This is a genomic window from Bradyrhizobium sp. USDA 3311, from assembly GCF_054062495.1.
This window is the reverse complement of sequence record NZ_JBSSFI010000001.1, coordinates 720,607-745,335: the sequence shown is the minus strand read 5'-3', so window position 1 is coordinate 745,335 and position 24,729 is coordinate 720,607. Positions and strand designations below refer to the sequence as shown.

At 66.0% G+C, this 24,729-nt stretch carries 25 protein-coding genes; 13 read left to right on the top strand and 12 right to left on the bottom strand.

Features of this window, described 5'->3' with window-relative positions; genetic code table 11:
* The first annotated feature begins 57 nt into the window (after positions 1 to 57).
* The 4 genes from ACVWW6_RS03600 (at position 58) to ACVWW6_RS03585 (ending at position 3,136) form a co-directional block, all read left to right on the top strand.
* Positions 58 to 237: a hypothetical protein gene (locus tag ACVWW6_RS03600; protein ID WP_304550771.1), complete on the top strand. Its 180-nt coding sequence runs from the start codon at positions 58 to 60 to the stop codon at positions 235 to 237.
* Positions 238 to 455: 218 nt separating this feature from the next.
* On the top strand, positions 456 to 1,124 hold the full coding sequence (locus ACVWW6_RS03595; RefSeq protein WP_456680137.1) for an FABP family protein: 669 nt from the start codon (positions 456 to 458) through the stop codon (positions 1,122 to 1,124).
* 19 nt (positions 1,125 to 1,143) lie between these two features.
* Positions 1,144 to 1,854 carry a RibD family protein gene (locus tag ACVWW6_RS03590; protein WP_404524471.1) on the top strand — a complete coding sequence of 237 codons (711 nt, stop codon included), beginning with the start codon at positions 1,144 to 1,146 and terminating at the stop codon, positions 1,852 to 1,854.
* 10 nt (positions 1,855 to 1,864) lie between these two features.
* Complete coding sequence (locus ACVWW6_RS03585) at positions 1,865 to 3,136, top strand: flavin monoamine oxidase family protein (RefSeq protein ID WP_456680136.1); 1,272 nt, start codon at positions 1,865 to 1,867, stop codon at positions 3,134 to 3,136.
* A gap of 49 nt (positions 3,137 to 3,185) precedes the next feature.
* Here the strand turns inward: ACVWW6_RS03585 and ACVWW6_RS03580 are convergent, their stop codons facing one another.
* The 3 genes from ACVWW6_RS03580 to ACVWW6_RS03570 form a co-directional block, all read right to left on the bottom strand.
* Entirely contained in the window at positions 3,186 to 3,506 is a 321-nt protein-coding gene (locus ACVWW6_RS03580; RefSeq protein WP_028173622.1) for a hypothetical protein, read from the bottom strand.
* 164 nt (positions 3,507 to 3,670) lie between these two features.
* Positions 3,671 to 4,240 carry a cysteine hydrolase family protein gene (locus ACVWW6_RS03575; RefSeq protein ID WP_456680135.1) on the bottom strand — a complete coding sequence of 190 codons (570 nt, stop codon included), beginning with the start codon at positions 4,238 to 4,240 and terminating at the stop codon, positions 3,671 to 3,673.
* A 143-nt stretch (positions 4,241 to 4,383) separates the two neighbouring features.
* Positions 4,384 to 4,731, bottom strand: coding sequence for a DUF3088 domain-containing protein (locus ACVWW6_RS03570; RefSeq protein ID WP_011084105.1), 348 nt, complete (start codon positions 4,729 to 4,731; stop codon positions 4,384 to 4,386).
* Positions 4,732 to 4,841: 110 nt separating this feature from the next.
* Between ACVWW6_RS03570 and ACVWW6_RS03565 the strand changes: the two genes are divergently transcribed.
* Both ACVWW6_RS03565 and ACVWW6_RS03560 read left to right on the top strand, forming a co-directional pair.
* A complete protein-coding gene (locus tag ACVWW6_RS03565; protein WP_456680134.1) occupies positions 4,842 to 6,671 on the top strand; it encodes an AMP-dependent synthetase/ligase in 1,830 nt (609 codons plus the stop codon).
* Positions 6,672 to 6,896: 225 nt separating this feature from the next.
* On the top strand, positions 6,897 to 8,495 hold the full coding sequence (locus tag ACVWW6_RS03560; RefSeq protein WP_074076562.1) for an oleate hydratase: 1,599 nt from the start codon (positions 6,897 to 6,899) through the stop codon (positions 8,493 to 8,495).
* A gap of 41 nt (positions 8,496 to 8,536) precedes the next feature.
* On the opposite strand, the gene ACVWW6_RS03555 is transcribed toward ACVWW6_RS03560, so the two are convergent.
* The 7 genes from ACVWW6_RS03555 to ACVWW6_RS03525 all read right to left on the bottom strand — a co-directional run bounded on the left by ACVWW6_RS03555 (position 8,537) and on the right by ACVWW6_RS03525 (position 16,013).
* Positions 8,537 to 10,393: a sensor histidine kinase gene (locus ACVWW6_RS03555; RefSeq protein ID WP_456680133.1), complete on the bottom strand. Its 1,857-nt coding sequence runs from the start codon at positions 10,391 to 10,393 to the stop codon at positions 8,537 to 8,539.
* Between the two features lie 141 nt (positions 10,394 to 10,534).
* Entirely contained in the window at positions 10,535 to 11,113 is a 579-nt protein-coding gene (locus ACVWW6_RS03550) for a hypothetical protein (protein WP_028173616.1), read from the bottom strand.
* A gap of 203 nt (positions 11,114 to 11,316) precedes the next feature.
* A complete protein-coding gene (locus tag ACVWW6_RS03545) occupies positions 11,317 to 12,060 on the bottom strand; it encodes a CoA-transferase (protein ID WP_456680132.1) in 744 nt (247 codons plus the stop codon).
* Positions 12,060 to 12,878: a CoA transferase subunit A gene (locus tag ACVWW6_RS03540; protein WP_456680131.1), complete on the bottom strand. Its 819-nt coding sequence runs from the start codon at positions 12,876 to 12,878 to the stop codon at positions 12,060 to 12,062. The genes ACVWW6_RS03545 and ACVWW6_RS03540 overlap by 1 nt, the downstream gene beginning before the upstream one ends.
* A gap of 33 nt (positions 12,879 to 12,911) precedes the next feature.
* A complete protein-coding gene (locus ACVWW6_RS03535) occupies positions 12,912 to 14,225 on the bottom strand; it encodes a tetratricopeptide repeat protein (protein WP_456680130.1) in 1,314 nt (437 codons plus the stop codon).
* 15 nt (positions 14,226 to 14,240) lie between these two features.
* Positions 14,241 to 15,251 carry an aldo/keto reductase gene (locus tag ACVWW6_RS03530; protein ID WP_456680129.1) on the bottom strand — a complete coding sequence of 337 codons (1,011 nt, stop codon included), beginning with the start codon at positions 15,249 to 15,251 and terminating at the stop codon, positions 14,241 to 14,243.
* A 336-nt stretch (positions 15,252 to 15,587) separates the two neighbouring features.
* Complete coding sequence (locus ACVWW6_RS03525) at positions 15,588 to 16,013, bottom strand: PaaI family thioesterase (protein ID WP_060912756.1); 426 nt, start codon at positions 16,011 to 16,013, stop codon at positions 15,588 to 15,590.
* A gap of 68 nt (positions 16,014 to 16,081) precedes the next feature.
* Here ACVWW6_RS03525 and ACVWW6_RS03520 point away from each other — a divergent pair, with 68 nt between their 5' ends.
* On the top strand, positions 16,082 to 16,711 hold the full coding sequence (locus ACVWW6_RS03520) for an NUDIX hydrolase (RefSeq protein ID WP_456680128.1): 630 nt from the start codon (positions 16,082 to 16,084) through the stop codon (positions 16,709 to 16,711).
* 56 nt (positions 16,712 to 16,767) lie between these two features.
* Positions 16,768 to 17,982, top strand: a complete 1,215-nt coding sequence (locus ACVWW6_RS03515; protein WP_456680127.1) for a hypothetical protein — start codon at positions 16,768 to 16,770, stop codon at positions 17,980 to 17,982.
* A gap of 113 nt (positions 17,983 to 18,095) precedes the next feature.
* Here the strand turns inward: ACVWW6_RS03515 and ACVWW6_RS03510 are convergent, their stop codons facing one another.
* Positions 18,096 to 18,398 carry a hypothetical protein gene (locus tag ACVWW6_RS03510; protein ID WP_028173608.1) on the bottom strand — a complete coding sequence of 101 codons (303 nt, stop codon included), beginning with the start codon at positions 18,396 to 18,398 and terminating at the stop codon, positions 18,096 to 18,098.
* 195 nt (positions 18,399 to 18,593) lie between these two features.
* On the opposite strand from ACVWW6_RS03510, the gene ACVWW6_RS03505 reads away from it, so the two are divergent.
* From ACVWW6_RS03505 to ACVWW6_RS03485, 5 genes are all read left to right on the top strand, one after another.
* A complete protein-coding gene (locus ACVWW6_RS03505) occupies positions 18,594 to 19,073 on the top strand; it encodes a hypothetical protein (RefSeq protein WP_028173607.1) in 480 nt (159 codons plus the stop codon).
* A gap of 193 nt (positions 19,074 to 19,266) precedes the next feature.
* A complete protein-coding gene (locus ACVWW6_RS03500; protein WP_028173606.1) occupies positions 19,267 to 20,214 on the top strand; it encodes a TAXI family TRAP transporter solute-binding subunit in 948 nt (315 codons plus the stop codon).
* 208 nt (positions 20,215 to 20,422) lie between these two features.
* Positions 20,423 to 22,531: a TRAP transporter permease gene (locus ACVWW6_RS03495; RefSeq protein WP_456680126.1), complete on the top strand. Its 2,109-nt coding sequence runs from the start codon at positions 20,423 to 20,425 to the stop codon at positions 22,529 to 22,531.
* The gene (locus ACVWW6_RS03490; protein ID WP_304550784.1) at positions 22,528 to 22,905 is read left to right on the top strand and encodes a DUF1850 domain-containing protein; all 378 of its coding nucleotides are present in this window, start codon (positions 22,528 to 22,530) and stop codon (positions 22,903 to 22,905) included. Before ACVWW6_RS03495 ends, ACVWW6_RS03490 begins: the two co-directional genes overlap by 4 nt.
* Before the next feature lie 57 nt (positions 22,906 to 22,962).
* On the top strand, positions 22,963 to 23,769 hold the full coding sequence (locus ACVWW6_RS03485; protein ID WP_456680125.1) for an SDR family NAD(P)-dependent oxidoreductase: 807 nt from the start codon (positions 22,963 to 22,965) through the stop codon (positions 23,767 to 23,769).
* A gap of 160 nt (positions 23,770 to 23,929) precedes the next feature.
* On the opposite strand, the gene ACVWW6_RS03480 is transcribed toward ACVWW6_RS03485, so the two are convergent.
* Complete coding sequence (locus tag ACVWW6_RS03480) at positions 23,930 to 24,700, bottom strand: hypothetical protein (RefSeq protein WP_456680124.1); 771 nt, start codon at positions 24,698 to 24,700, stop codon at positions 23,930 to 23,932.
* Positions 24,701 to 24,729 lie beyond the last annotated feature (29 nt).

Sequence of the window (24,729 nt, the reverse complement as noted above, 5' to 3'; positions counted from 1 at the left end):
CAATCTAGCTTGTTGTCAGGTGGCTCGCAGTGATCCACCAGGCAAAGGATAAGACTCATGCGCAATTACATCCTTGTGGCTCTCGCAGCGATCGCATTGGCAAGCGTGGTGATGCCCTCGAACGCGACGACCATCGTCCGCGACCATCGCGACCCGCCCGTCGTGCGCGACCATCGCAATCAGACCATCGTTCGCGACCACCGCAATCAGCCGGAGGTCCGCGACCACCGCCACTAGACGTCCTTGCGACGGAGCCGAACCCAATCGGTTCGGCTCCGCTTCGCGGTTCAAGCCATTGAGACCGCGCTTCGTATTTTCCCCCGCGAACTCCCTGGAAGGCCACCGATCGCCTGCGCGTGGCGCGGATGTCCATTCGCGATTGTGAGGCTTGAGCACGAGCCATGTTGCCGCCTCCGTGCTATTGCTGCTCCCCGCAACTTCCCGCGAGGACACACATGCTTCCCCTTCCCGCCGACATCTTCACCGAGCCCGAGAACGTCTCGCCCGACGGTCTCGCCAATCTCGGCCCGCTGCGCCGTCTCGCAGGCAGCTGGCAGGCCGACAAGGGGATCGACGTCAACCCGAAGGCCGAAGGACCGGAGCGGCGGACCTTCATCGAGCGCATTCGGATGGACCCGATCGATCCGCAGGCCAACGGCCCGCAGCTGCTCTACGGCCTGCGCTATCACATCCACATCAACACGCCCGAGGAGGACATCACCTTCCACGACCAGGTCGGCTACTGGCTGTGGGAGCCCGCGACCGGGCTGATCATGCAGACGCTGGCGATCCCGCGCGGGCAGGTGCTGCTCGCCTCGGGCAAGGCCGGACCTGATGACAGGAAAATTTCGGTCACGGCGAAGCGCGGCGACACCGCTTACGGGATCTGCTCGACCGACTTCCTGGAACAGGCCTTCCGCACCGACGCTTACCGCTGCGACATCACCTTCAACGACGACGGAAGCTGGACCTACCTGATCCAGACCGAGTTGTTCGTCCGCGGCGCGCCGTTCAATCATCACGACACCAACACGCTCCAGCTCGTCGCGCCGCCAAAGCTCAATCCGCTCGCGGCGATCGTCAACGATCGCGCCAAGAGCGGCGGCGGCGGAACGGCGGGTTGAGCGCAGTCCGGAGATTTGCATGAAGCCCTACGTCATCTGTCTGATGCATTCCAGCCTGGACGGCCGCACGCACCCCAGCCGCTGGCGTCCGAAGGGCGCGGGCACGGACTGGTTCGAGAAGATCCATGACGAGCTCGGCGGCGATGCCTGGGTCATCGGCCGCGTCACCGGCTCGGAGTTCGCCAAGGGCAAGCCCTATCCCGCCGGAACGGCCGGGACGTTTCCGCGGGAGCCGTGGTTTGCGCGGCGTGATGCAAAAACCTACGGCGTCGTGCTCGATGCGCAGGGCAAGATCGGCTGGGGCCGCTCCGATATCGGCGGCGATCCGATTGTCGTGGTGCTGACCGAGGGCGTGCCGGATTCGCATCTTGCAGGCCTGCGCGGCGAGGGCGTGTCCTATATCTTCGCCGGCAAGTCGGAGATCGACCTCGCACTGGCGCTGGACATTCTCAACCGCGAGCTCGGCGTGAAGCGCCTGCTGGTCGAGGGCGGCGGCGTCGCCAATGGCGCGTTCCTGCGCGCCGGTCTCATCGACGAATTCAATCTCATCCTCAGCCCCGCGGTGGATGGCGCAAGCGGCGCGCCCTTCGTGTTCTCTTCGACGGAAGCCGACAGCGACAAGCGCGCGCCCCTCGCCGCGATGACGCTGGAGGGGGTGCGGGAGCTCGGCAGCGGTGTCCTGCTGCTGCGCTATCTGATCAAGAACGATCCGCAGGCCGTGGGTAAGTAAAAGCACCGGCATGTCGGACAAACCACAGCATATCGTCATCGTCGGTGCCGGCGCGGCCGGCCTGATGGCGGGGCGCGAGCTCGTGCGCGCCGGCAAGAGGGTGACGGTCCTGGAAGCACGCGACCGCTGTGGCGGGCGCATCCACCCGGTGCCGGCGGCGGAGTTCGGCTACCCCGCCGATGGCGGCGCCGAATTCGTCCATGGCGATGCCCCGGTGACACGCGCCCTGCTGCGCGAGGCGGGGCTGTCCCTTCAGGAGATCGAAGGCACGCTATGGAGATTTGACGGTGCACATTTCTCGCGTGAGGATCGCCATGATCCGCACGAGGCGGAGCTGCATGCCGTGCTCGGGAATTTGAAGGACGACCTCACCGTCGCCGATTTCCTGCGCCGTCATTTTGCCGGACCCGAGTATGACGGGCTGCGCTATTCGATCGAGCGGATGGTCGAGGGCTACGATGCCGCCGATCCCGAGCGCGCCTCCACGCTGGCGCTGCGCGAGGAATGGATGGACGGCGGGCTCCACACGCAGGCGCGCATCAATGGCGGCTATGGCGCGCTGATCGATTTTCTCGCCGCCGAGTGCCGCAGGCATGGCGCGGCGGTCCGCCTCGGCTGCGTGGTGTCGGCGATCGAGGACGAAGGCGGCGCGGTGGTCGTTCGCGGTGCCGGCGGCGGGGTGCATCGCTGCGACCGCGTGATCGTCACGGTGCCGCTGCCGCTGCTGCGCGAGATCGTGCTTCCGGCGAGCGTGCGCGCGAAGGCGGCGGCTGCCGACGACATCGGCTTCGGCAACGTCGTCAAGATTCTGCTGCGGTTTGCGCGGCCATGGTGGCGCGAGCGAAAGCCGGATCTTGCGGATATGACCTTCCTGCTGTCGGACCGGACCATCCCGGTGTGGTGGACGCGCCATCCGGAGCAGCATCCCGTGCTCACCGGCTGGTTCGGCGGCCCGCGGACGGCGGAGCTGCAAGACCTCGATCCGCAGGCGTTGATCGAGGCCGGGCTTGGTTCGCTCGCCACCATCTTCGGCCTGTCGCGCGAAGACGTCGCGCGCGACCTCGTCGCGGCCACGGCGACCAATTGGGGGCAGGATCCGTTCGCCCGCGGCGCCTATTCCTGGGCCACGCCGCGGACGCGCGCGGCGCAAACCATGCTCGCGCGCGCCGAGGGAGCGGTGCTGTTCTCCGGCGAAGCGCTGTATCGCGGCCGCGACATGGGCACGGTCGAGGCGGCGCTGGCGAGCGGGCTGGAGACGGCCGGGACGATCTTGCGGGGATGAAAAAAGGCCCGCGTGGTCGCGGGCCTTTCGTTCGCAGCCGATCGCCGGCTTACCAGCGGTTGCCGCCGAAGCTGAAGGTCACGCCCGGACCGCCGCCACCGTAATATCCGTACGGTCCGCCGCCGTAGTAACCGTGGTGCCGCGGGTAATAGCCGTAGCTCCGGTAGTGCGGACGATAGTAGCCATGGTGGTGATGGCGCCATTGATGATGGCGATAGCCATGATGGTGGTGCCTGTGCTGCGCGCTGATGTCGGTCGGCTGGCCTCCCCGCGCGCTTTGCTTCGCGCTTGTGGTGTTGGCCGCGTTCGCCGCCGATCCGCCGGCGAGCGCCGCGGCACCGACGGCCATCGCGACAATGAGATACTTCATGTCATCACTCCAGTTGAATGTCGTGTGACAACACATGGGCGCTGGTTGCGTTCCGGCTAGTGCGGGCGTCGAAACGACGCAGCACGTGCTGTCCGATTCGGCGCGGATGATCGCGCGGCGTGAGATTTATTGTCGCATCACCGGCATTGATCGCACTGCTGCCATCACTTCGCCGCGAATGATGCGATCACCTCGCCCGCGGTGACGATGCGGGCGAACTCGCCGTTGAGATTCGACAGCGTCATCGCATGGACTTCCTCGGCGGAATGCGCATCGCCATCGGGGCCGATCCGGTCGAAGGTCCAGGTCGCATCGCGCACGAGCCGCGTGTCGAAGCCGAGATTGCCGGCCATCCGCGTCGTCGTCTCCACGCAATGGTTGGTGGTGGCGCCGCAAATGACGAGCGTGGTGATGCCGCTTGCGCGCAGGCGCGTCTCGAGGTCCGTGCCGATGAAGGCGCTGTTGACGCGCTTGACGATCACAGGCTCGCCATCCTGTTCGCGCGCCTCGTCCTTGACGGCGTAGCCGGTGCGCGATGGCAGAAACGACGAATTCGGCTTGGTGCCCTCGTGGCGGATATGAAAGATCGGCGCACCGTTTGCCCTGAACGCCGCGAGCAGATCGACGATGCGTGCCACCGCGTCCGGATTGTTGCGGCGCTTGCCCGCCGCCTCCCATTCGTCGAACGCGCGCTGGACGTCGATGACGATAAGGGCGGGGAGAGGGTGCGGCATGATCGGACCTTTCGGACGGCTTGTCGGGCCGAATATGCGAGGCGATCGGGGAAGCGCAATGCCAATCTTCCCTCGTTTCGCGACGTCATTGCAGGTCCGTGGCCCGGATTGCGCTGCGCTCCATCCGGGCTACGTCGACGTTCCTACGGATGCGGATCGGGAAAGCCGTGGCGTTCGGAGAGCGCGGCGAGGATTGCGTCCTTGTCGGCGACGAAGGCGCGGCCGCGGTGGCTGCCGGTCTGGTGCCGCGATGTCGCGCCGTCTGCCAGCACGAGCAGCGGCAGCGACTGGTTCTCCTCCCCGACCAGCGCGATCACGGCCTGCCGCGGCTGCGGCCACGCGATGCGCTCGACGTCGAGCTTTTCGGCGAGCGCCGGAAACGAAGCGAGCACGCCCTCCATCAGCGCGCAATGCCAGCAATAGAAGCGCCGGCCCGGATAGGCCGGGTCCTCGAACCCCGGGCGCAGCAGAAACAGCAGGTCGCGCGTCATGGATCGCTCCGAAGCATGGCCGCCTTGCTGAGGATCAAGGCGGCGAGGGCTGGCCGGCCTAGTGTCGAGCCCCCAGATTCATGGGAATCGACGGTGAAGGAAAGGACGCCATGCCGGGGCCGATCAGTCAACCGCAGACGCTCGCCGACGTGAAGACACTGCCTGAGCTGCTGCGCTGGCGCGTCGAGGCGACGCCGGCGGCGGAAGCCTATCGCCATTTCGACGCGCATGCCGGGCGCTGGGTCAGCCAGTCCTGGCACGAGATCGACGCGGAATTCGAGCTGTGGCGGCGGGCGCTGGCCGCGGAGAATTTTTCGCCGGGCGAGCGCGTCGCCATCCTGATGCCGAACGGCATTGCGCATATCGCGATGGACCAGGCGTCGCTGTCGCGCGGTCTCGTGCCGGTGCCGATGCATGCGGTCGACAACCCCGACAGCATCGCCTACATCCTCGCCGATTCCGGCGCGCTGCTGCTGTTCGTCGATACGCTGGCGCGCTGGCAGGCGATCGTGGCCACCGGCCAGCCGCTCGATGCGCTCAAGCGCATCGTCTGTGCCGACATGACCGGACCGGTGCCGGCCGATGCACGCATCGTCGCGCTCGACCAATGGCTTGCGTCCGCGCCTGGCGCGACCGCGCCATTGTCCGACGTCGCGGTGGCGCCGGACGATCTTGCCGCCATCGTCTACACCTCGGGCACGACCGGGCGGCCGAAGGGCGTGATGCTGTCGCATGACAACGTTGTCGCCAATGTGAAGGCGATCGCGCATCGCATCGCGGCGTCGCCCGACGACGTCTTTCTGTCCTTCCTGCCGCTCTCGCACACGTTCGAGCGCACCGGCGGCTATTACTATCCGATCGCGGCCGGGGCCTGCGTCGCCTATGCGCGCTCGGTGCCGCAACTCGGGGACGACCTCAAGCATGTGCGGCCGACGGTGCTGGTCTCAGTGCCGCGGATCTACGAGCGCGTCTACGCGCTGATCATGCAGCACCGGGCTTCGGCCGGAAGCATCGAGCGGGCGCTGCTCGATCTCACGATTGCCGTCGGCGGCCGGCGGTTCGACGCGCGGCAGGGACGCGGCGCACTGTCGCTGCTCGACCGGCTGGCCTGGCCGCTGCTGAAGCAGCTCGTCGCCGACAAGGTGCTGGCGCAGCTCGGCGGCCGGTTGCGCGTCGCGGTTTCCGGCGGCGCGCCGATCGCCGAGCCCGTCATTCGTCTGTTTCTCGCGCTCGGGCTCGACATTCTCCAGGGCTACGGCATGACCGAGACCTCGCCGGTGGTTTCGGTCAACACCCCCGAGGACAACGATCCGCGCTCGGTCGGCCATGTGCTCGACGGCGTCGAGGCCAGGCTGGGTGAGAACGACGAGCTGCTGGTGCGTGGCCCAAGCGTGATGCTAGGCTACTGGCACAAGCCCGAGGAGACGCGCCGCGTGAAGGAGGCCGATGGCTGGCTGCACACCGGCGACCAGGCCCGCATCGAGAACGGGCGCATCACCATCACCGGCCGCATCAAGGATATCCTCGTGACGTCCACCGGCGAGAAGATCGCGCCGGTCGATCTCGAGACCGCGATCCTGGCCGATCCCCTGTTCGAGCAGGCGCTGGTGGTCGGCGAGCAGCGCCCGTTCCTCGCCGCGCTAGTCGTGCTCAACGCCAAGGCCTGGGTGCAGGAGAAGGAAAGGTTGGCTGCGAGCGGCAAGCAAGGCGGTGCGGCGGAGCGGGCCGCGCTGCTTGCGCGAATCGCAGCGGCCGTGAAGGCCTATCCGTCCTACGCGACGCCGCGCGCGGTATGGTGGACGCTGGACCCCTGGACCATTGCTAGCGGCCTGCTCACGCCGACGCTGAAGAACAAGCGCCCCGCGCTCGAACACCGCTTCGCCGAGGAGATCGCGCAGATCTACGCGAAGAAGCCGGCGGCGACGGTGAAGGCGCAGTGACGTCGCCTCTCCCCGCTTGCGGGGAGAGGCCGACGCGCGGAACGCGCGGCGGGTGAGGGGGAGTCTCCGCGAGTTCAACTCCTACCGTTTTTCGCGGAAGCAGCCCCTCACCCCAACCCTCTCCCCGTAAGAACGGGGAGAGGGAGAAGAAAGCGCTCACATCCTCTTGAACGCCGTGTCCATCGCGCTTGATCCAGCGCAACTTCGCTCGCTGGCCCTCATGCAATGTCGCCGCGAAAGTTCGAATTGCAGTCGAGGCAAGTCATGAAGGCGTATTTCATCGGTGGTGGCATCGGATCGCTCGCGGGCGCGGCGTTCCTGGTTCGCGACGCGCAGCTGCCGGGTCGCGACATCGTGATCTACGAGGCGCAGCCGCTGGTCGGCGGCAGCCTCGACGGCGCACTGCTCGCGAACGGCGCCTATTCGCTGCGCGGCGGGCGCATGCTCACCACCGACCATTACGAATGCACCTGGGACCTGCTGTCGAGCATCCCCTCGCTCGAGCGTCCGGGCCTGAGCGTGCGCGACGAGACCGTCGCGTTCAACGAGGAGAACCCGGCGCATTCGCGGGCGCGGCTGGTCGACCGCAACCGCTTCAAGATCGACGTCTCCCACATGGGCTTTTCCGCGCGCGACCGGCTCGAGCTGCTGCGGCTCACCGAGGCCTCGGAGGAGACGCTCGGCAACAGCCGCATCACCGACTGGCTGTCGCCAAAATTCTTCGAGTCCAATTTCTGGTACATGTGGCAGACCACTTTCGCCTTCCAGCCCTGGCACAGCGCGGTCGAGCTGAGGCGCTATCTGCACCGCTTCATGAGCGAATTCCCGCGCATCGAAACCCTCGCCGGGGTCAAGCGTACCGTCTACAACCAGTATGACGCGATCGTACAGCCGCTTGCCGACTGGCTGAAGCGGCAAGGCGTGCAGTTCGTGCGCGGCACGGCCGTCACCGACATGACGCTCGAAGACGAGGGCGGACGCGTGCGCGTCCGCCAGCTGGTGCTCGATCGCGACGGCCGCACCGCCAACGTCCGCATCGAGGACGGCGATCTCGTGTTCTTCCAGAACGGCTCGATGACGGATGCTTCGAGCCTGGGCACCATGACCGAGCCGCCGCCGCACCTGACCAAGGCCGACAGCCAGGGCTGGGCGCTGTGGGAGACGATCGCGCAAGGACGTCCCGAATTCGGCAATCCGTCCGCGTTCAACAGCTCGATCCCGGAATCGTACTGGCTGTCCTTCACCGTCACCTGCCGCGATCCGCGCTTCTTCGACAAGATGGAGGCGTTCTCGGGCAACAGGGCCGGCACCGGCGGGCTGGTGACGTTCCGGGATTCCAACTGGTTGATGTCGGCGGTGCTGTATCATCAGCCGCATTTCGCCGGCCAGCCGAAGGACGTTCAGGTGTTCTGGGGCTATGCGCTGCATCCGGACCGCATCGGCAATTTCGTCGGGAAGCCGATGTCCGAGTGCGGCGGCGCCGACATCCTGAACGAGCTGTGCGGGCACCTGAATTTCGATCGCGACGTGTTCGAGACTGCGACCTGCATTCCCTGCCGCATGCCCTACATCACCAGCATGTTCATGCCGCGCAACGTGACCGACCGGCCGCTGCCGGTGCCCAGGAATTCGGTCAACCTTGCCTTCGTCAGCCAGTTCGTCGAGATCCCCGACGACGTCGTGTTCACCGTCGAATATTCGGTGCGCGCGGCGCAGATGGCGGTCTATCAGCTCATGAAGATCGAGCGCCCGGTGCCGCCGGTGACCCGCCACGACAAGTCGCTCGCGGTGATCTTCGCGACCCTGGAGAAGGCGTTCGCTTGAGGCTTTCGCCGGGATGACGTCGCCGGCGCACGCGACGGCGCCTATCGCGGCGCTGCCAGCGGCAGGCTGACGTGAAAAACGACGCCCCCTGACGGGACGTTTTCGGCCCAGATGCGGCCGCCATGCGCCTGGACGATGGTATGCGCGATCGAGAGGCCTATGCCCATGCCTTGCGCCTTGGTCGTGAAGAACGGCTTGAAGATCTCGGCGACTTTCTCCGCGAGGATGCCGTCGCCCTTGTCGGCGATGGAGACAAGGGCGAGGTTGCCCTCGGTGAGACTGGTTCGTCCGACGACGCGGCGCCGCTCGTCCGGAAGATGGGCCACAGCCTCCATGCCGTTCACGACGAGATTGAGGATGGCCTGCTGGAGCTGAATCTTGTCGCCTTTCACGCGAATGTCTGCGGACGACGGCTGCATGACGAGTTCAACATCGTGGGTCAGGGCCTGCACGGAGAGGAATCGAAACACCTCGCCGACGGTGGCATTGAGGTCGAGCTCGCGCCGTTCGGCCGGGTCTCGCTTCAGAAACGAGCGCAGCCGGCCGATGACTTCGGCGGCCCGCTGATCGTCACGGCGGATGTGGTCCAGGATGTCCCTGATCTCGCCGAGGTCGGGCGCCGGACTCTGTAATATCTGCTGGGCCGTCTCGGCATTGATCAGAATGGCGGCGAGCGGCTGGTTCAGCTCGTGTGCGAGCGAGACGGACATCTCTCCCGCGGTCGCGCGGCGGTTCATGTGGGCGAGCTCCGACATGCGCTGGCGCGCCTCGACCTCGGCCACGAAGCGCAGACGGCGCTCGCGCAGCAGAATGGTGATCATCAGCGCCTGCACCAGCACCACGCCTGCAATGATCGCGGAGTGCCAGTAATACTGCTCCCAGAAGGTCAGCTGGCGGAAACGCACCTCGCTGCCGGGGGGCAGATTGGCTTCGTCCACATTCCAGCGTTTCAGCTGCCGCCAGTCGAAGATCGGCCTCACGTTGTTTCCGCTGAACGGTGCGATGCTCGAGGGCGCTTCGCCGTCGAGGATCCGCATCGCCACTTCGCCGGCTTCTCGCCCGATGATTTCGGGCAGCAGCAGGAAGCCGCCCACGCCCGACCGTCCGAGGAACGTATCGGACGTTATGATGATCGGGCGGTTCGCACTCTCGGCAACGCGTGCGAGCGCCGAGGCCGGGGCGTAATAGGTGCCTTCGCCGTCGGAATACATCGCCGAGGTCAGGATCGCGGAGCGGTCGGGCAGGGAAGCGACGCGACTGCGGACCTCACGCAGCACCGCGCCGGACAGATCGATGACTTCGAGATCGGGCATTGCGGCCGCGAAGTCCTGCTTCCAATGTCCGTACACCAGCGGATTCTTCCAGGCCTCGCCCACCAGGACGACACGCGTCAGGTCGGGAACGATTGCGCGCGCTGCGGTCAGGAGGTGTGTCGGCCTCACTCTGGCGAAGACGGCCGTCGTATCGGGCAGGAACAGCGCGCGCGTCTCAGGCAGGTCGGGAACGAAGCCGTATACCACGGGCGCGGCGGGCCAGATGTCCTGCTTCCGCTTCTGAAGGAATTTCGCCGATGCGACGCCGATCGAAACGATGACGTCGATCGGCCGCTGCGCATATTTGGTCTTGAGGTGACCGACCAGGCTCAATTCATAGTCCGGTCCCGGGAAGCGGGCGAGATCGAGGCTTTCGCCGTAGATCACCGTGTTGCTCTTCCCGTTCTGCTTCGCGGCGGTGCGGATTCCGGCAAAGATCTCCGAATAAAAGGGCGAGCGAAAATCGGCTTCTTCCAGAACCAGGACCGAACGCTGCTGGGGGCCGTCGGCTGCGACGCATTCAGGCGAGAGGCCAGCGAACAAGCAGGCGATCAGGATGCGCGCGAGCCCGCGGATCACACGCATTGCCGGACTCTCGGCCTCGCCTCTGGATGCAATCGGGTCTCCTCAATGAGGATGCACGCGAGAGCATAACCGCCTGACCTGGAGTTTCAACGGAAGGATGCGTGCTCACCCCGGTGACAAGCAGGGCGACACAAGGGGCCGCTACTTGAACGGATCCTGGATCGACGGCGACGATTGCCTGATGCGGCGCACGCTTACCGGCGTGCCGTCGGAGACGAACAGGAGCTCGTACTTCCGGCCCTCGCTGTCGGTTGCGGAGCAGGTGACATCGGTCACCTTCCGGGCGGCGAAATTGCCGGTCTGGCGGCAGATTCCGGTGGAGGTCTGCTCCGCCGGCACCGGCAGGCCGTCGACCTTGGGCCGGTCCTTGGAGTTGAGCAGCATGCGGTCGATCGGCAGCTCGTAGGAGTTGTCGTCGGCCCGCTTGCCGTTCTCGCCGGAGAACGACACGACGTGGTTCGCATCAGTGGGGTCGTCGACAGCGACGGCGAAATTGACCCGGCCCGTGTCGCCATGGGCGTAGGCCACCGTCTTGCAGGCAAGGGTACGCCCCGCGACCTTGAGCGTCTTGCAGTGGCCGGACATCAGCGCCAGCAGATCGATGAAGGCGGTCTGCTGCGCCGGCTGATTGTTGACGGGAATCGGCCTGGAAGACTCAGCAAAACAAGGGCTTGCGAGGACAACGAAGGCTGCCGCGAGGGCCGGTCGGCAGAGGCGCATCGTGAGGCTCATAGGCCAGGGGATCGCGGAAAGGTTCCGCTCAACAACCATCGAACCGCAAATTGGTTGCGATCCCGTTTGTGCCGCCAAGCCCGTCTGGAATACCACCGCGCCACCCATCGGCGATTCGCCCAAAATCGCCCAACCATCCCGGAAGGCACTTGCCGTCAGGCCAGTGTTTTTTTCGTGGCAGAACCGGAGGGTCACGCCGCCTGCTTCATCGTCCTTGCAAAGGCCGGGTAAGTCTCGGCGAGCTCGTCGAAAATCCGACCGCGCAGCAATGCCAGGGTTGCGGAATCGGGCCGCGCGGTTTCCCGCACGACCTCCGGTTCTTCATAGGTGAAGCCGGTATTCTCCCTGATGTCGGCCGGCGTGAAGGGCGGATGCACCGAGCGCAGGGCGAAGCCGCCTGCCTCGCGGTCGAAGTCGAACAGCGCCATGTTGGTCAGGAGCGCGTAAGGCCCGCCGCGGCGAGGGACCTCCGGTGTGGTCGCCCGGGCGCTGACGAAGTCGACCTTCGGCACGAACACGCGCGGGGTGTGCTCCTCGCGAAACAGGATCACGCGCGGAATGAGATGGTAGAGATAGGCCGAGCCGAACGAACCGGGCCAGCGCACGTCGGTCTTCGGGTAATCGCCGGTGCCGACGAGGTTGATGTTGCCCGCGCCGTCGATCTGGCCGCCGCCGAGAAAGAACGCATCGACCCTTCCTTGCGCGGCGCAGTCGAACAGCTCGATGCCGCCATTGGTGAAGAAATTGTGCCGCTGCGATCCCAGGATCGAGATGCGCACCGGCGGTTTGCCACAGAGTTCGTTGCGTGCGCGCAGCAGCATCGCACCGGCCGCGGGGATCGGCGACGATGCGCCGACCGCGACGTGACGGATGCCGTCGAGCAGGTCGGCAATGGTGGCGATCAGGATTTCTCGCCGTTCGCGTTCCAATGACATCAGGCCACCTGCTTGCGATGGGACAGGAAGGTCGAGAGATAGGCTCGGAAGCCGTCCTCGCTGCGCGCCATCGCCGCATAGCGCGCGATCTCGGCCTCGTCGGCAGGATATTCGTTCCATAGCGCCAGCGGCCAGGCGCCGCGCTCGGCAACCGCGATGGCGTCGACATAGAGCGAGGGCAGCACGCCAGCGGCGGAATCCTCCGTCTCGAACAGATCGCGGTCGACGATGCGTTCGACGGTGGCCAGCGTGCGCTTGGCGGCATAGGCCATGGTGGCGAGCTCGCGGAAGCGGCCGATCCTGATATTGCCGGCACGGTCGGCCTCCGGCGCATGGAACAGCGCAACGTCGGGCTTGATCGCCGGCACCACCACGACCTTGCGCGCCTCGCCGACCGGGCTGTCGATCACCTTCCAGTCCGGCCGCACCTCGAGCAGATCGCTGCCGATGATGCCGGCGATCGGCATGAAGGGCACGCCGTGTTGCGCCGCCATCAGGCCGGCGTGAATCGCGGGGCAGGTGGCATCGCGCAGCGTTACGCTACCCGCCCGCACCGCGGCGCCGAAACGCGGCGCGCCGCCGGCTTCGCCGAGCGAGATGGCGCTGGTCTCGAGCGTCTTGACCGCACCGGCACCGATCAGGAGATCGGCCTGCATGCCGCTGATGGGGACGCAGACCAGATGAAGATTGTCGATGCCGGCCGCGATGATGGCGGCGGTCGCGGCCATCGCGACGCCGGAGCGGTCCACGGGGACGGCCAGCGATTGCCCCGATGCAACGCGGCTGGCCAGCGCCTCCAGTGCAACGATCTCGGTCATGGGCGTCCTCCGCTTTGTTTTTCTTATCCTGCCTCAAGCCATCGCCGCCTGCCAGCGCGTATCGCGCAGGGAGGGGCGGCGATGCAGGCGGGCGTCGAGCATGCTGCGGGCGCGCGCCAGCTCGCCGCCGCGCATGAGGGCGACAATAAAGGTGTCCTCGATCAATTCGCGCTGGGCATGGCTGCCGCCGATGCGGACGACGTCGGCGAGCACGGGTGCGAGCGTCCGCACGCAGGCCGCATAGTCCTCGTCCGCAAAGGCCGCCAGTGCGCGGCAGATCGCCGGCACCACGGGGCCGGCCGGCAGCTTGCCCTCGGCGACCCGCTGCTCGATCACGGCAAGGCGCGCGGCGAGGGCGTCGCGGTTTTGCGTTGCGGCCGCGAACAGCGCCATATGGACGTCGGCGAACGGCAAGCTCGATTTCGGAAACAGCTTTTGCGCGGCGGAGTCGGCGTCGAGCCAGAGTTCCTGCGGCACGGCGTGGCCATAAGCGGACAGGCGCCAGAGCAGCGAGGCGCCGTCGGTGACGACGTTGAGCGGCGGCGCCTGCGTCGCGGAGGGCTGCAGCACGTCGGCATAGATCGCAAGTGCGCGTGCGGCGTCGCCATGCTCGAGCGCGCCGAGCGCCTGGTGCCAGCGGATGTGGCCGTGCAGGATTCCGGCGCGGTCGTAAGTGGGAATCCACTCGTCGACGAGACGGTCGGCCGCCTCGATCGAGCCGTCCTCGAACATCGCATGCAGCACGGCGTGCGCGGCATGGGCATTCTGCCGGCGCAGGGCGAAGCCGCGCTCGGTGATGCCGCGGCCGCGGGCTACGTCGCCGTTCTCGGTCATCGCCCAGCCGGACATGGTGAGGAACCACCAGTCTTCGCCATAATGCCGCGCGACGCGCTCGCACAGCTCATGCCGCGCGCGGTCGTGATCGGCCATGCCGGAGAAGGCGAACAGGCCGAACGCGCCGAGCGGCAGCGACAGCACCACGGCATCGCGCGGCCATGCCTCGACGTGTTTCAGCGTCGCCGCAATCGCCTCGGGCAGCCGTCCCTCGATCGCCAGCGCCAGGGTCTCGACATGCGAACGCTCACGTTCCGTGCCGCGCTTTGCAACGAGCTCACGCGCGGCCGCCGCCTTCTGTCGCGCGAGGTCGCCCTGCTGGTAGAAGGCATGCACGCGGGCGCGGGCGATAAGGGGAAGCGCAAAGTCCGGATCGGCGGCGATGGCGCGCTCCAGCGTCTCCGCCGTACCGGTCCAGCCCGCCAGCATGAGGTCGACGCCGTCGCGATAGGCGGATGCCGCTTCGTGCGAGTTGGTGGAGAATGGCAGGCCGTATCGATCTTCATGCGCCATCGTCGCCTCCCGCTGTTATGCCGTTCGCGCGCGGCGGCCTTCGATCGGATAGGCCGGGTCGTTGTAGCCCGGTGTCGAGGGATGGCCCGGCGTCACCAGGCGGTCGATCAGGGCTTCGTCCTCGCTGGTGAAGCGATAGTCGAGTGCGCTGATGTAGCCGTCCCAATGCTCCTCGGTGCGCGGGCCCGCCACAATCGAGGAGACGAAAGCGGAGTTCAGCACCCAGGCGACAGCGAACTGGCCGGCGGTGATGCCTTTCTTCTCGGCGTGGCTCTTGATCTCCTGCGCGAGCTGGAGCGACTCCGGCCGCCATTCCGTCTGCATCATGCGGGTGTCGTTGCGTCCCGCACGCGTCTCCTTGTCCGGGGCTGCATCCGGCTTGTACTTGCCGGTGAGCACTCCGCGCGCCAAGGGGCTATAGGGCACGATGCCGAGGCCGTAGTAGGCGCAGGCCGGAAAGTGCTCGACCTCGGGCATGCGGTTCATTGCGTTGTAATAGGGCTGGCTCACCGCGGGCCGGTCGATGCCGAGCCGGTCGCAGATGTTGCAGATTTCGGCGACGCGCCAGGCGCGATAGTTCGAGACGCCGAAATAGCGCACCTTGCCCGCGCGGATCAGATCGCCCATCGCGCGCACCGTCTCCTCCAGCGGCGTCGCATGGTCCTCCTTGTGCAGATAGTAGATGTCGATGTGGTCGGTGCCGAGCCGCTTGAGGCTTTCGTCCGCGGCCTGCAACACCCAGCGCCGCGACAGCCCGCCGCGATTGGGATCATTGCCCATGGGATTGGCGAGCTTGGTCGCCAGCACCCAGGCATGGCGGTTGTTGCCGATCGCGCGGCCCACGACCTCCTCGGATGCGCCCTTCGAATAGGCATCCGCGGTGTCGATGAAATTGATCCCGGCTTCATGCGCCTTCGCGATGATCCGCGTTGATGCGGCTTCATCGGTCGGTCCGCCGAACATCATGGTGCCCAGACAGATCGGCGAGACTTTCAGGCCAGTGCGGCCGAGCTGGCGGTATTGCATGGGCGGATCCTTGCTGCCTCTTGTGGGAGCAGCATAGCCATCCCGCTCCGTCATTGCGAGCGCTGCAAAGCAATCCAGAGATGCGTCCGAGGAACGCGTCTGGAGTGCTTCGCCGCGCTCGCAATGACGAGGTTGGGGGAGCGCGTTGTTCCCCATCGTCGTCCTGGACAAGCGAGCGCCTGGCAACGCGTAGCGTTGTCCAATTGCGAGCGCCGATCCAGGACCCATTACCCCAGGAATTGGTTTTGCGAAGATTCGCGGTTACCGGTTCGCGCTGCAATTTCTCTCAGGGGTAATGGGTCCTGGCTTTCGCCAGGACGACGGCGGAACGCGCCGCTACGCCGGCCCCTTCAAGATCTTGAACACGCCGTTGGCCATCACCACACAGCGGTTGTCCACGCTGACTTCGGTGCTCATGAAAATCAGACTGCGCGTCGCGCGCACCACGCGCGGGCGGGAGATCAGGATGTCGCCGATCTGGCCGGCCTCGACGAAATGGGTGTCGAGCTGCACTGTTGCCATGAACTCCTTGCCGGAGACGTAGCGGGCGGTCATGCCGCAGGTGCGGTCGGCGAACGTCATCATCACGCCGCCCTGGACCATGCCGCGGCGGTTGTGATGCTTGTCCTCGGTGGCGAGTGCGAATTCGTAGCGACCGTCGACCTTGCGCTGCCACAAGGGGCCGATCAAGTGCAAGAAGCCCGTGGTATCGAGGATGGTCCAGCCCTCCGATTTGAGCCTTGCGGCGGCCTTGTTGGTCATCTCGTCGTCCATTCCTCTGCGGGCCTTGCGATCTCATTTCATCGGGGGCGGACGTGGTGTAGTCAAGCATGATGAGACCGTTCGACGATGCCACACGGCGGAATATCGCGGCCGCCTGCGCGGCCTTCACGCGGCTGCCGGAAGACGGCGCAGCGCCTTCGCTGAAGCGCGCCGCGGTGGCGGTCGCGCTGACTGCGGCGGGCGAGGGGGACGACACCGCGTTCCTGCTCACGCTGCGCGCATCGCACCTGCGCGCTCATCGCGGCCAATGGGCCTTGCCGGGCGGACGCTGCGATGCCGGCGAGACGCCGGTCGAGGCGGCGCTGCGCGAGCTCGACGAGGAGCTCGGCCTTCGCCTCACCAGCGCGGAGGTGCTCGGCACGCTCGACGATTATCCGACCCGCTCCGGCTATCTGATCACGCCGGTGGTGGTCTGGGCCACGGCCGCCGCCGCCATCCGTCCGAACCCGGACGAGGTCGCCTCCGTTCATCGCATCGCGCTCACGACGATCGAGCGCGACGACGCCTTTGATTTCACCGCGATCCCCGAAAGCAGCCGCCGAGTGATCCGCTTTCACTACCAGATGAGCCTGATCCACGCGCCGACGGCGGCGTTGATCTACCAGTTCCGCGAGGTGCTGGCGGGGCGGCAGACCCGCGTGACCGAGCTGGAACAGCCGGTGTTCGCCTGGAAGTGACGATGGTAAACGGCGCGTTAACGTGACGGTTACCGGATGCCTGTTAAGAGAGCGGCATGCATCATTCGATTCGAAAGAGCCTTGCGCTGGTTCCATTCGCGCTCGTCCTGCTCGCGCCCGCCGCGCGTGGCGGCGCGTCCGACGCGCTGCCGCCCGCCGTCCGCGATGCCAAGGCCCAGCTCCTGTCGCAGTTTTTTGCCCAAGGCGGGGCGTCCCCCGCTGTGCTCGAATATCGCCGCAAGCTGCAGGAATATCAGGCCGCGCGCGCGGCCTTCGACGAGGAAGCCGGCGCCTATTGGAGCCAGATCTCCGAGAAGCGAAAGACCCGCAATGCCAAGCGGCGCGGCGGGCAGCAGATCACGCTCGACGATTACGTGCTGGAGCATCCGCCGCTGTATAGCGGGCCGAAGCGGCCGGTGAATCCGGAGCCGGAGGAAACGCCGGAGCGCCCGACCAAAAAGCCGATCCCCGTCGTCGCCGATCTGCTGCGTGCGGCGCAGGAGCTCTACCAGTTCACGCCGCAGCGCCCGTCCAGCGAGGTCGAGTTCAAGCGCGCCTATGCGCGCTACGCGCTCGCCTCCGGGCTGACGCGCGAGCAGGCGGTGCGGGTCTATTCGTTCGAGACCGGCGGCACCGGCAGTTACGACGTGCAGGCGGGCATCGAGCATGGCGGCAAGCGCGCGATCTCGACCGCGATGGGCTACAACCAGCTCCTGACCACCAACAGCGTCGAGCTGCTGGCCGAGCAGGGCCATGAATTCATTCGCGCGCTCTCCGACAAGGTGGCGCGGACCTCGGGCCCGGCGCGGCAGTCGCTCGAGCACAAGCTCACCGTGCTGAAGAAAATGGTGGCGCATGCGAAGTCGGTGCCGGACTCCTGGTCGGAGCACGAGAAGATCGGCAACACCGCGCAGGGCTGGGCGATGCATGCCATGGTGCTCGACGTCGATATCGGACCGATGCTGCAGACCCACAAGCTGCTGACGTCGGTGCTGTTCGCGCGCGCAAAGGGCTACGCGCGTCCGCTCACGGCGGCCGAGCTCGAGATGATGAACCTCACCGGCGACGGCACCGGGCTCGACATGGTGACGATGCCGCAGGCGATGCGCGAACAGGTGCCGACCTCGAACTTCTTCCAGCGCGGCGGCTACGAGCGCAACCCGGTCGCGATCCGCCACAACACGGTGGCGAAGCTGCTCGCGGTGACGGATACGCGGATGGACAGCAACAGCAACAATGCCGGCGCGCGGGAGCTGGCGGGGGCGTTTTAGGACGCTGCCGTAGGGTGGGCAAAGCGAAGCGTGCCCACCGCTTTCGACCAGAGTGTGCTGACAGGTGGTGGGCACGGCGCTAACGCGCCTTTGCCCACCCTACGGCGCCGTGCCTACTGATCCGGCCCGAACTTGAACTTGCCGTCGCCCTCCAGATACGGGCCGCTGCGCATGTAGAGCTGGCCGTTGTGGCCGATGAAGAACAGCGTGCCCTTCGGCACCTTCTTGGCGCCCTTCAGCAGCTCGCCGGCATTGCTGGTGCCCATCTTGTAGGAATAAGTCTTGCCGTCCCTGTCATAGGCGTAGCCCATGTCGGGCTTGAGCTCCCAGGGCGTCGCCTCGGTCTGCGCCAATGCGGGTGCTGTGAATGCGCCGAGCGCGGCTGCGATTGCAAATGCCTTCGTTGAAAATGCCATGATCCTATCCTCCCCATCGTCGGGGTGCCCGGCTTGAACAAATCACGAACGGCATTTTCGGGTCAATTCGCGAAAGCGCCGCGGCGCATCACGTCTTGTCCAGCAGTTTGTGATTTTCCCTTCGTCCCCTCGCGACTATGTTCCGCTTTCCGTCTAGAACGCAATTCGACAAAAATATTGGTGGGGATGATTCGAATGAACCATGTCATTAAAGCCTGCTCGGCTGCCGCGCTGTTGCTTACGGCGCTGGCACCGGCCGCCCGGGCCGATGATTACCAGCTCAGCCACAACCAGCGGATCTCGTGCAGCCGCGGCCTTGCCCCGGGCAAGCTGAACACGGCGACCTGCAAGTCCTACACCTATCTCTTCAACACCAGGACCTCGGAATATTTCCGCTGCCAGGTCTCGCTGGCCCTGACCCGGGACAACAAGGAAGTCATCAACGTCCAGACCGACGGCGGCTGCACCAAGAAGCCGCGCATCTTCGAGACCGACGGACATTACGACTTCGACGCCACCGAGACCGAGCCGCCGAACACCAATTCGTTCTTCGGCCCCGGCGGCTACTCGGTCTGGGCTGCTGACGTCACCGCGCAGAAGGTGCGCGGCTGCATCATCATCTCCTCCGGCCTCGGCTCCGACATCTCCAAGTGCCTGGACATGACGTTCCAGTGAGCAGATAGCGCGCTCGAACACGATGCGTTCGGGCGCGCCGCGATCCGGCTGCGCCACGTCGCCGCACCCGTCGGGTTCCCCAAAAGTCGAGCCGGAACGGCTGTTTACCGCAGTCCTGTTTTGCCTATTGGATGGGTTGACCCGCCCCCCTCATCCGGCCAATTTCCCCGCCGGTTTGGGGAGTACAGAAATCATGAAACGGACGATTTTCGGCGTGGCCGCGGCTCTTGCTCTGGCGGCGTCGGCGCCTTGCGCGCATGCGCAATCCTTCATCAACGTGCTGACCGGAGGCACCTCCGGCGTCTACTACCCGCTCGGGGTCGCGATCGGGAAGATCTACGGCGACAAGATCCCGAACGTGAAGACGCAGGTCCAGGCCACCAAGGCGTCGGTCGAGAACCTGATCCTGCTCCAGCAGGGCCGCGGCGAGCTTGCGTTCACGCTGGGCGACTCGCTCAAGGCGGCCTGGGACGGCGACGAGGAAGCCGGCTTCAAGACCAAGCTCGACAAGCTCAGGACCATCGGCGCGATCTATCCGAACTACATCCAGATCGTCGCGACCACCGAGAGCGGCATCAAGACGCTGGCCGACCTCAAGGCCAAGAGCCTGTCGGTCGGCGCCCCGAAGTCGGGCACCGAGCTGAATTCCCGCGCGATCCTCAGCGCGGCCGGCATGAGCTACAAGGACCTCGGCAAGGTGGAGTATCTGCCGTTCGCCGAATCCGTCGATCTCATGAAGAACCGCCAGTTGGGTGCGACGCTGCAATCGGCCGGGCTCGGTGTGGCCTCGCTGAAGGATCTCTCCACCTCGAGCCCGATCACGGTGGTGTCGGTGCCGAAGGAGACCGTCGACAAGATCGGCCCGCCCTTCATCGCGGCGACCATTCCCGCCAACACCTATACGGGCCAGGACAAGGACGTGCCGACCGCGGCCGTGGTCAACTATCTCGTGACCAGCTCGGCGGTGTCGGACGATCTCGCCTACCAGATGACCAAGCTGGTCTACGAGTCGCTGCCGGAGTTGCAGAATGCCCACGCGGCCGGCAAGGAGATCAAGCTCGAGACGGCCGCCACCGGCAGCCCGGTTCCGTTGCACCCCGGCGCGATCCGCTATTACAAGGAAAAGGGGCTGATCAAGTAATTCTCCGCTGTCATTCCGGGGCGGCTCGCAAGAGCCGAACCCGGAATCTCGAGATTCCGGGTTCGCATCGCCCCGGAATGACGGAGTGAGCGTGGATGCCCGGGTCATCTGCGCGAAGACGCTTCGCGCTTCTGCCCGGGTATGACGTATTCAGGGCGCAGCGCGAATGCTGTAAGAACGCACCTAATCAGGGCGCGGGGAAACATCGATGTTGCAGGCAGAGGGCTCTGAGGCGCCCATCAAGGTCGAATTCGACAATTTCGAGCACGGCTTCCCCGAAGGGTTTGGCCCGGGCTGGTGGGGCCGGCTCGCCTACTGGATCGGCATCGCCTTCGCGACCTTCCAGCTCTATGTCGCCGCCTTCAACTATCTGCCGAGCCAGGTGGTGCGCGGCGTCCATGTCGGCTTTCTCGTTCTCCTCACCTTCGGCCTGATCGCGAACTTCACTGCAAGGAGCGATGTCGGCCGCGCGCTCGGCTGGGTGATCGGCGGCGCCGGCTTCTTCTGCGGCCTCTACCAGTGGATCTTCTACGCCGATTTGATCGCGCGCGACGGCGATCCGACCAGGCTCGATCTCGCCGTCGGCACGCTGCTTGCGGTGCTGATCTTCGAGGGCACGCGGCGCCTGATGGGCGCGGCGCTGCCGCTGATGTGCGGCGCGTGCCTGCTCTACTGGTTCTTCGGCCAGTATCTGCCATCGCCGCTCAACCATCGCGGCTATGATTTCGACCAGATCGTCACGCATCTGTCGTTCGGCACCGAAGGCTTTTACGGCGTGCCGATCTACGTGTCGGCGACCTACATCTTCCTGTTCATCCTGTTCGGCTCGTTCCTCGAGCGCGCCGGCATGATCCAGCTCTTCACCGACGTCTCGCTCGGCCTGTTTGGCCGCACCCGCGGCGGACCTGCCAAGGTCGCGGTGTTCGCCTCGGGCATGATGGGCACGATCTCGGGCTCGGGCGTCGCCAACGTCGTCACCGTCGGCCAGTTCACGATTCCCTTGATGATCAAGTTCGGCTATCGCCGCGCCTTTGCAGCCGGTGTCGAGGCCACGGCGTCGATGGGCGGGCAGATCATGCCGCCGGTGATGGGCGCGGTCGCCTTCATCATGGCGGAGACGCTCGGCGTCCAGTACTCGGAGATCGTGAAGGCGGCGGCGATCCCCGCGATCCTCTATTTCGCATCCGCGTTCTGGATGGTGCATCTGGAAGCCGGCAAGCACGGTCTCGTCGGCATGAAGCGCTCGGAGATCCCGAGCGCCTGGAAGGCGCTGGTGACGCGCTGGTACCTCGTGCTGCCGCTCGCCGCGCTGGTCTATATGCTGTTCGAAGGCTTTACGCCGCTCTATGCCGGCAGCATGGGCCTCGCGCTCACGGTGACGCTGATCCTGGGCGCCAGCATCACGGCCGGCGCGTCCTCGATGGTGATCCGCACCATCTTCTGGGTCGGGCTCGCGCTCGTCGTCGCCGCATTGTCGCGCGACGGGCTTCAGATCGTGCCGGTCGCGAGCGTCGTCGCCGGGCTGATCGTGATCACCGCCTTCATCCGCGGCGGGTTCAAGGCCCTGCGCGAGTGCCGCGACGCGCTGGCCGAGAGCGCCAAGTCCGCCATCACCGTCGGCATGGCGTGCGCCATCGTCGGCGTCATCATCGGCATGATGTCGCAGACCGGCGTCGGCACCATCTTCGGCGGCTGGGTGATCGGTCTCGGCGAGAAGAGCCTGTTCCTGGCGCTGATCATGACCATGCTGCTGTCGATCCTGCTCGGTACCGGCATTCCGACCATCCCGACCTACATCATCACCGCCGCGCTCGCGGCGCCCGCGCTGGCGAAACTCGGCGTGCCCCTGATCGCGAGCCACATGTTCGCGTTCTACTACGGCATCATGGCCGACCTCTCGCCGCCGGTCGCGCTCGCCGCGCTCGCGGCCGCGCCGATCGCGAAGGAAAATCCGGACAAGATCGGCTGGGAGGCGATGCGCATCGCGCTCGCCGGCTATGTCATCCCCTTCGTCTTCGTCTATTCGCCGGCGCTGATGCTCCAAGCCGGCGATCCCATGGCGGCCAAGCTCGGCTTCTACGGCGCGGTCGCGCTAGCGACCTTCAAGGCGCTGGTCGCGATCGGCCTGTTCGGCATGGTGGCGATCGGCTTCCTGTTCACGCGGCTGACGCTCGTCGAACGCCTGGTCGCGCTCGGTGCCGCGTTCTGCCTGCTCGGCGACTTCCCGTTCAGCGACACCGCGGGCTTCGTGCTGTCCGCCGCGCTCGTGCTGTGGCAGTGGCGGCAGCGCCCACCGGCAACGGTCGAGGCGGTGTGAGCCTCTGCTTCGCCACAGCATCAGGCGTGAAGGCGCTGGCGCTGTCCGCCTTCACGCTGGTGTGGACGCATTCGATCGAAAAAGTCGACTGGCAGGAGGACTGGCGCGTCACGCCGGCGGGGCTCGAACTGGTGCAGGCGCGGGTCAAGGGCACCGGCGCCGGCATGGAGCCGCCGCCCGAAGCGCGGCTCGTCGATGGCTGGTTTCAATGGCAGCCGCAGCGTGCGCCGATGCAGGAGGTCGTGCTCGGCAATTCCGGCGCCGCCGGGGAATGGCGGCTCTGCCATGACGGCGCGTGCCGGACATTGTCGGAGATTGTCGGGCATCCCATAGGTGCTAACGTCACGACGATGAAGGTCTGCAACGATCCGTAGCCCGGATTGCACTTCGCTCCATCCGGGCTACAAGAATAACAACAAGGGAGACACGCGATGGATCGGCTCAAGGGCAAGGTTGCGATGGTGGTGGGCGCCGGCTCGATCGGGCCGGGCTGGGGCAACGGCAAGGCGACCGCGGTGACCTTCGCGCGCGAGGGGGCGCAGGTGTTCTGCGTCGACCGCAACGGCACTGCTGCCGAGGAGACCGCGAAGATCATCAATGACGAAGGCGGCAAGGCGACCGCGTTTACCGCCGACGTCTCGCGGTCAGCCGAGATCGAGGCGATGGTCGCGGCGTGCCTGAAGGCCTATGGCCGCATCGACGTGCTCGACAACAATGTCGGTATTGCCGAGATGGGCAGCGTGGTCGAGGTATCCGAGGAGAGCTGGGACCGCGTCTTCAGCGTCAACCTCAAGAGCGCCTATTTCGCCATGAAGCACGTCATCCCCGTGATGGTGAAGCAGGGCGGCGGCTCAATCATCAACATCTCTTCGATCGCCTCGATCCGCCACATGGGCATCTCCTACGTCACCTATGGCACCTCGAAGGCGGCGATGAACCAGATGACGCGCACCACCGCGATCGAGTTCGCGCGGCATCATGTGCGCGTGAATGCGATCCTGCCCGGCCTGATGAAGACCCCGATGGTCGAGCATTCCGCCGGCCTTGCCGCCAGCTACGCCAAGGGCGACGTCGAGGCGATGTGGCGCGCGCGCGATGCCCAGGTGCCGATGGGTCACATGGGCGATGCCTTTGACGTCGCGAATGCCGCGCTGTTCCTGGCGTCGGACGAGTCGAAATATGTGACGGGGATCGAGCTGGTCGTGGACGGCGGGATCACGTGCAAGGCGGGGGCGTAAGCGCTGCCTCACACTCCGCCGTCGTCCTGGACAAGCGAGCGCTGATCCAGGACCCATTACCACAGGGACAGGTTTGGCGAAGGCTGGTAGCTCCAGCCTTCTTCAACAATCGGCATTCGGGGTAATGGGTCCTGGCTTGCGCCAGGACGACATCGGAGAACTACTGCGCCAGCGCCAGAATCCCGCCGGCGAACGCATGCCATGCCGCGCTTTCGCTGATCGGCCAGTTCAGCACCTTCACCGCCAGCATCGCGAGCGTGCCGGTGATGTAGACCGGATGCACGCGGCGCTCGGTGCGCCAGTCGCGCACCATGGCGACGACGAGCAACAGCGAGGCGACCACGGCCGGCGCGATGGTCACCGGCACCGGCGGCGGACCGGGCGGTCCGGGAGGGGCGAGGAAGGTCAGAAACCAGCGCGCGATCGCGGCGTCGAGGATCGAGACCGCGGCGAGCAGCATCAGGCGCTTGTGGATCTCGGGCCTGCGGGTGTTCGCGATGCCGAGCACAAACACCACCGCGAAGAACGCGATGCCGCTCATCGGCACGATCGAGAAGGCGATGCCGGCTTCTTTCTGCCCGAGCGCGGCGGAGTGCTGCATCACGTGCACGGAGGCGAGGAAGCCGAAGATCGTCATCGCGGTCGCGAGCGAAACGCCGACGATGCCGATCGCGCGGTGATTGACCACGCGGCCTGAAGCCGCCAGCCAGGTCTGGATCACAAAATAGAGAGACCAGCTGAAGAACAGGAGGCCGTGAAAGTGAATCACGGGGCTTGCGGAGAACGTCCGGTGGGCGAGCGGCACCCAATAGGTCGGCGCGAAGCCGAGAAAAGCGGTCGCCGCGCAGGCCAGGGCCATGTGGAGGTAAAAATATCGTGCAGGCGACGCATCACGCGCGCGAACACGACGGTCGTCGATCAGGGTCGTCATCTGGAGTGTGTCTGAAGAGACGGCGTTTG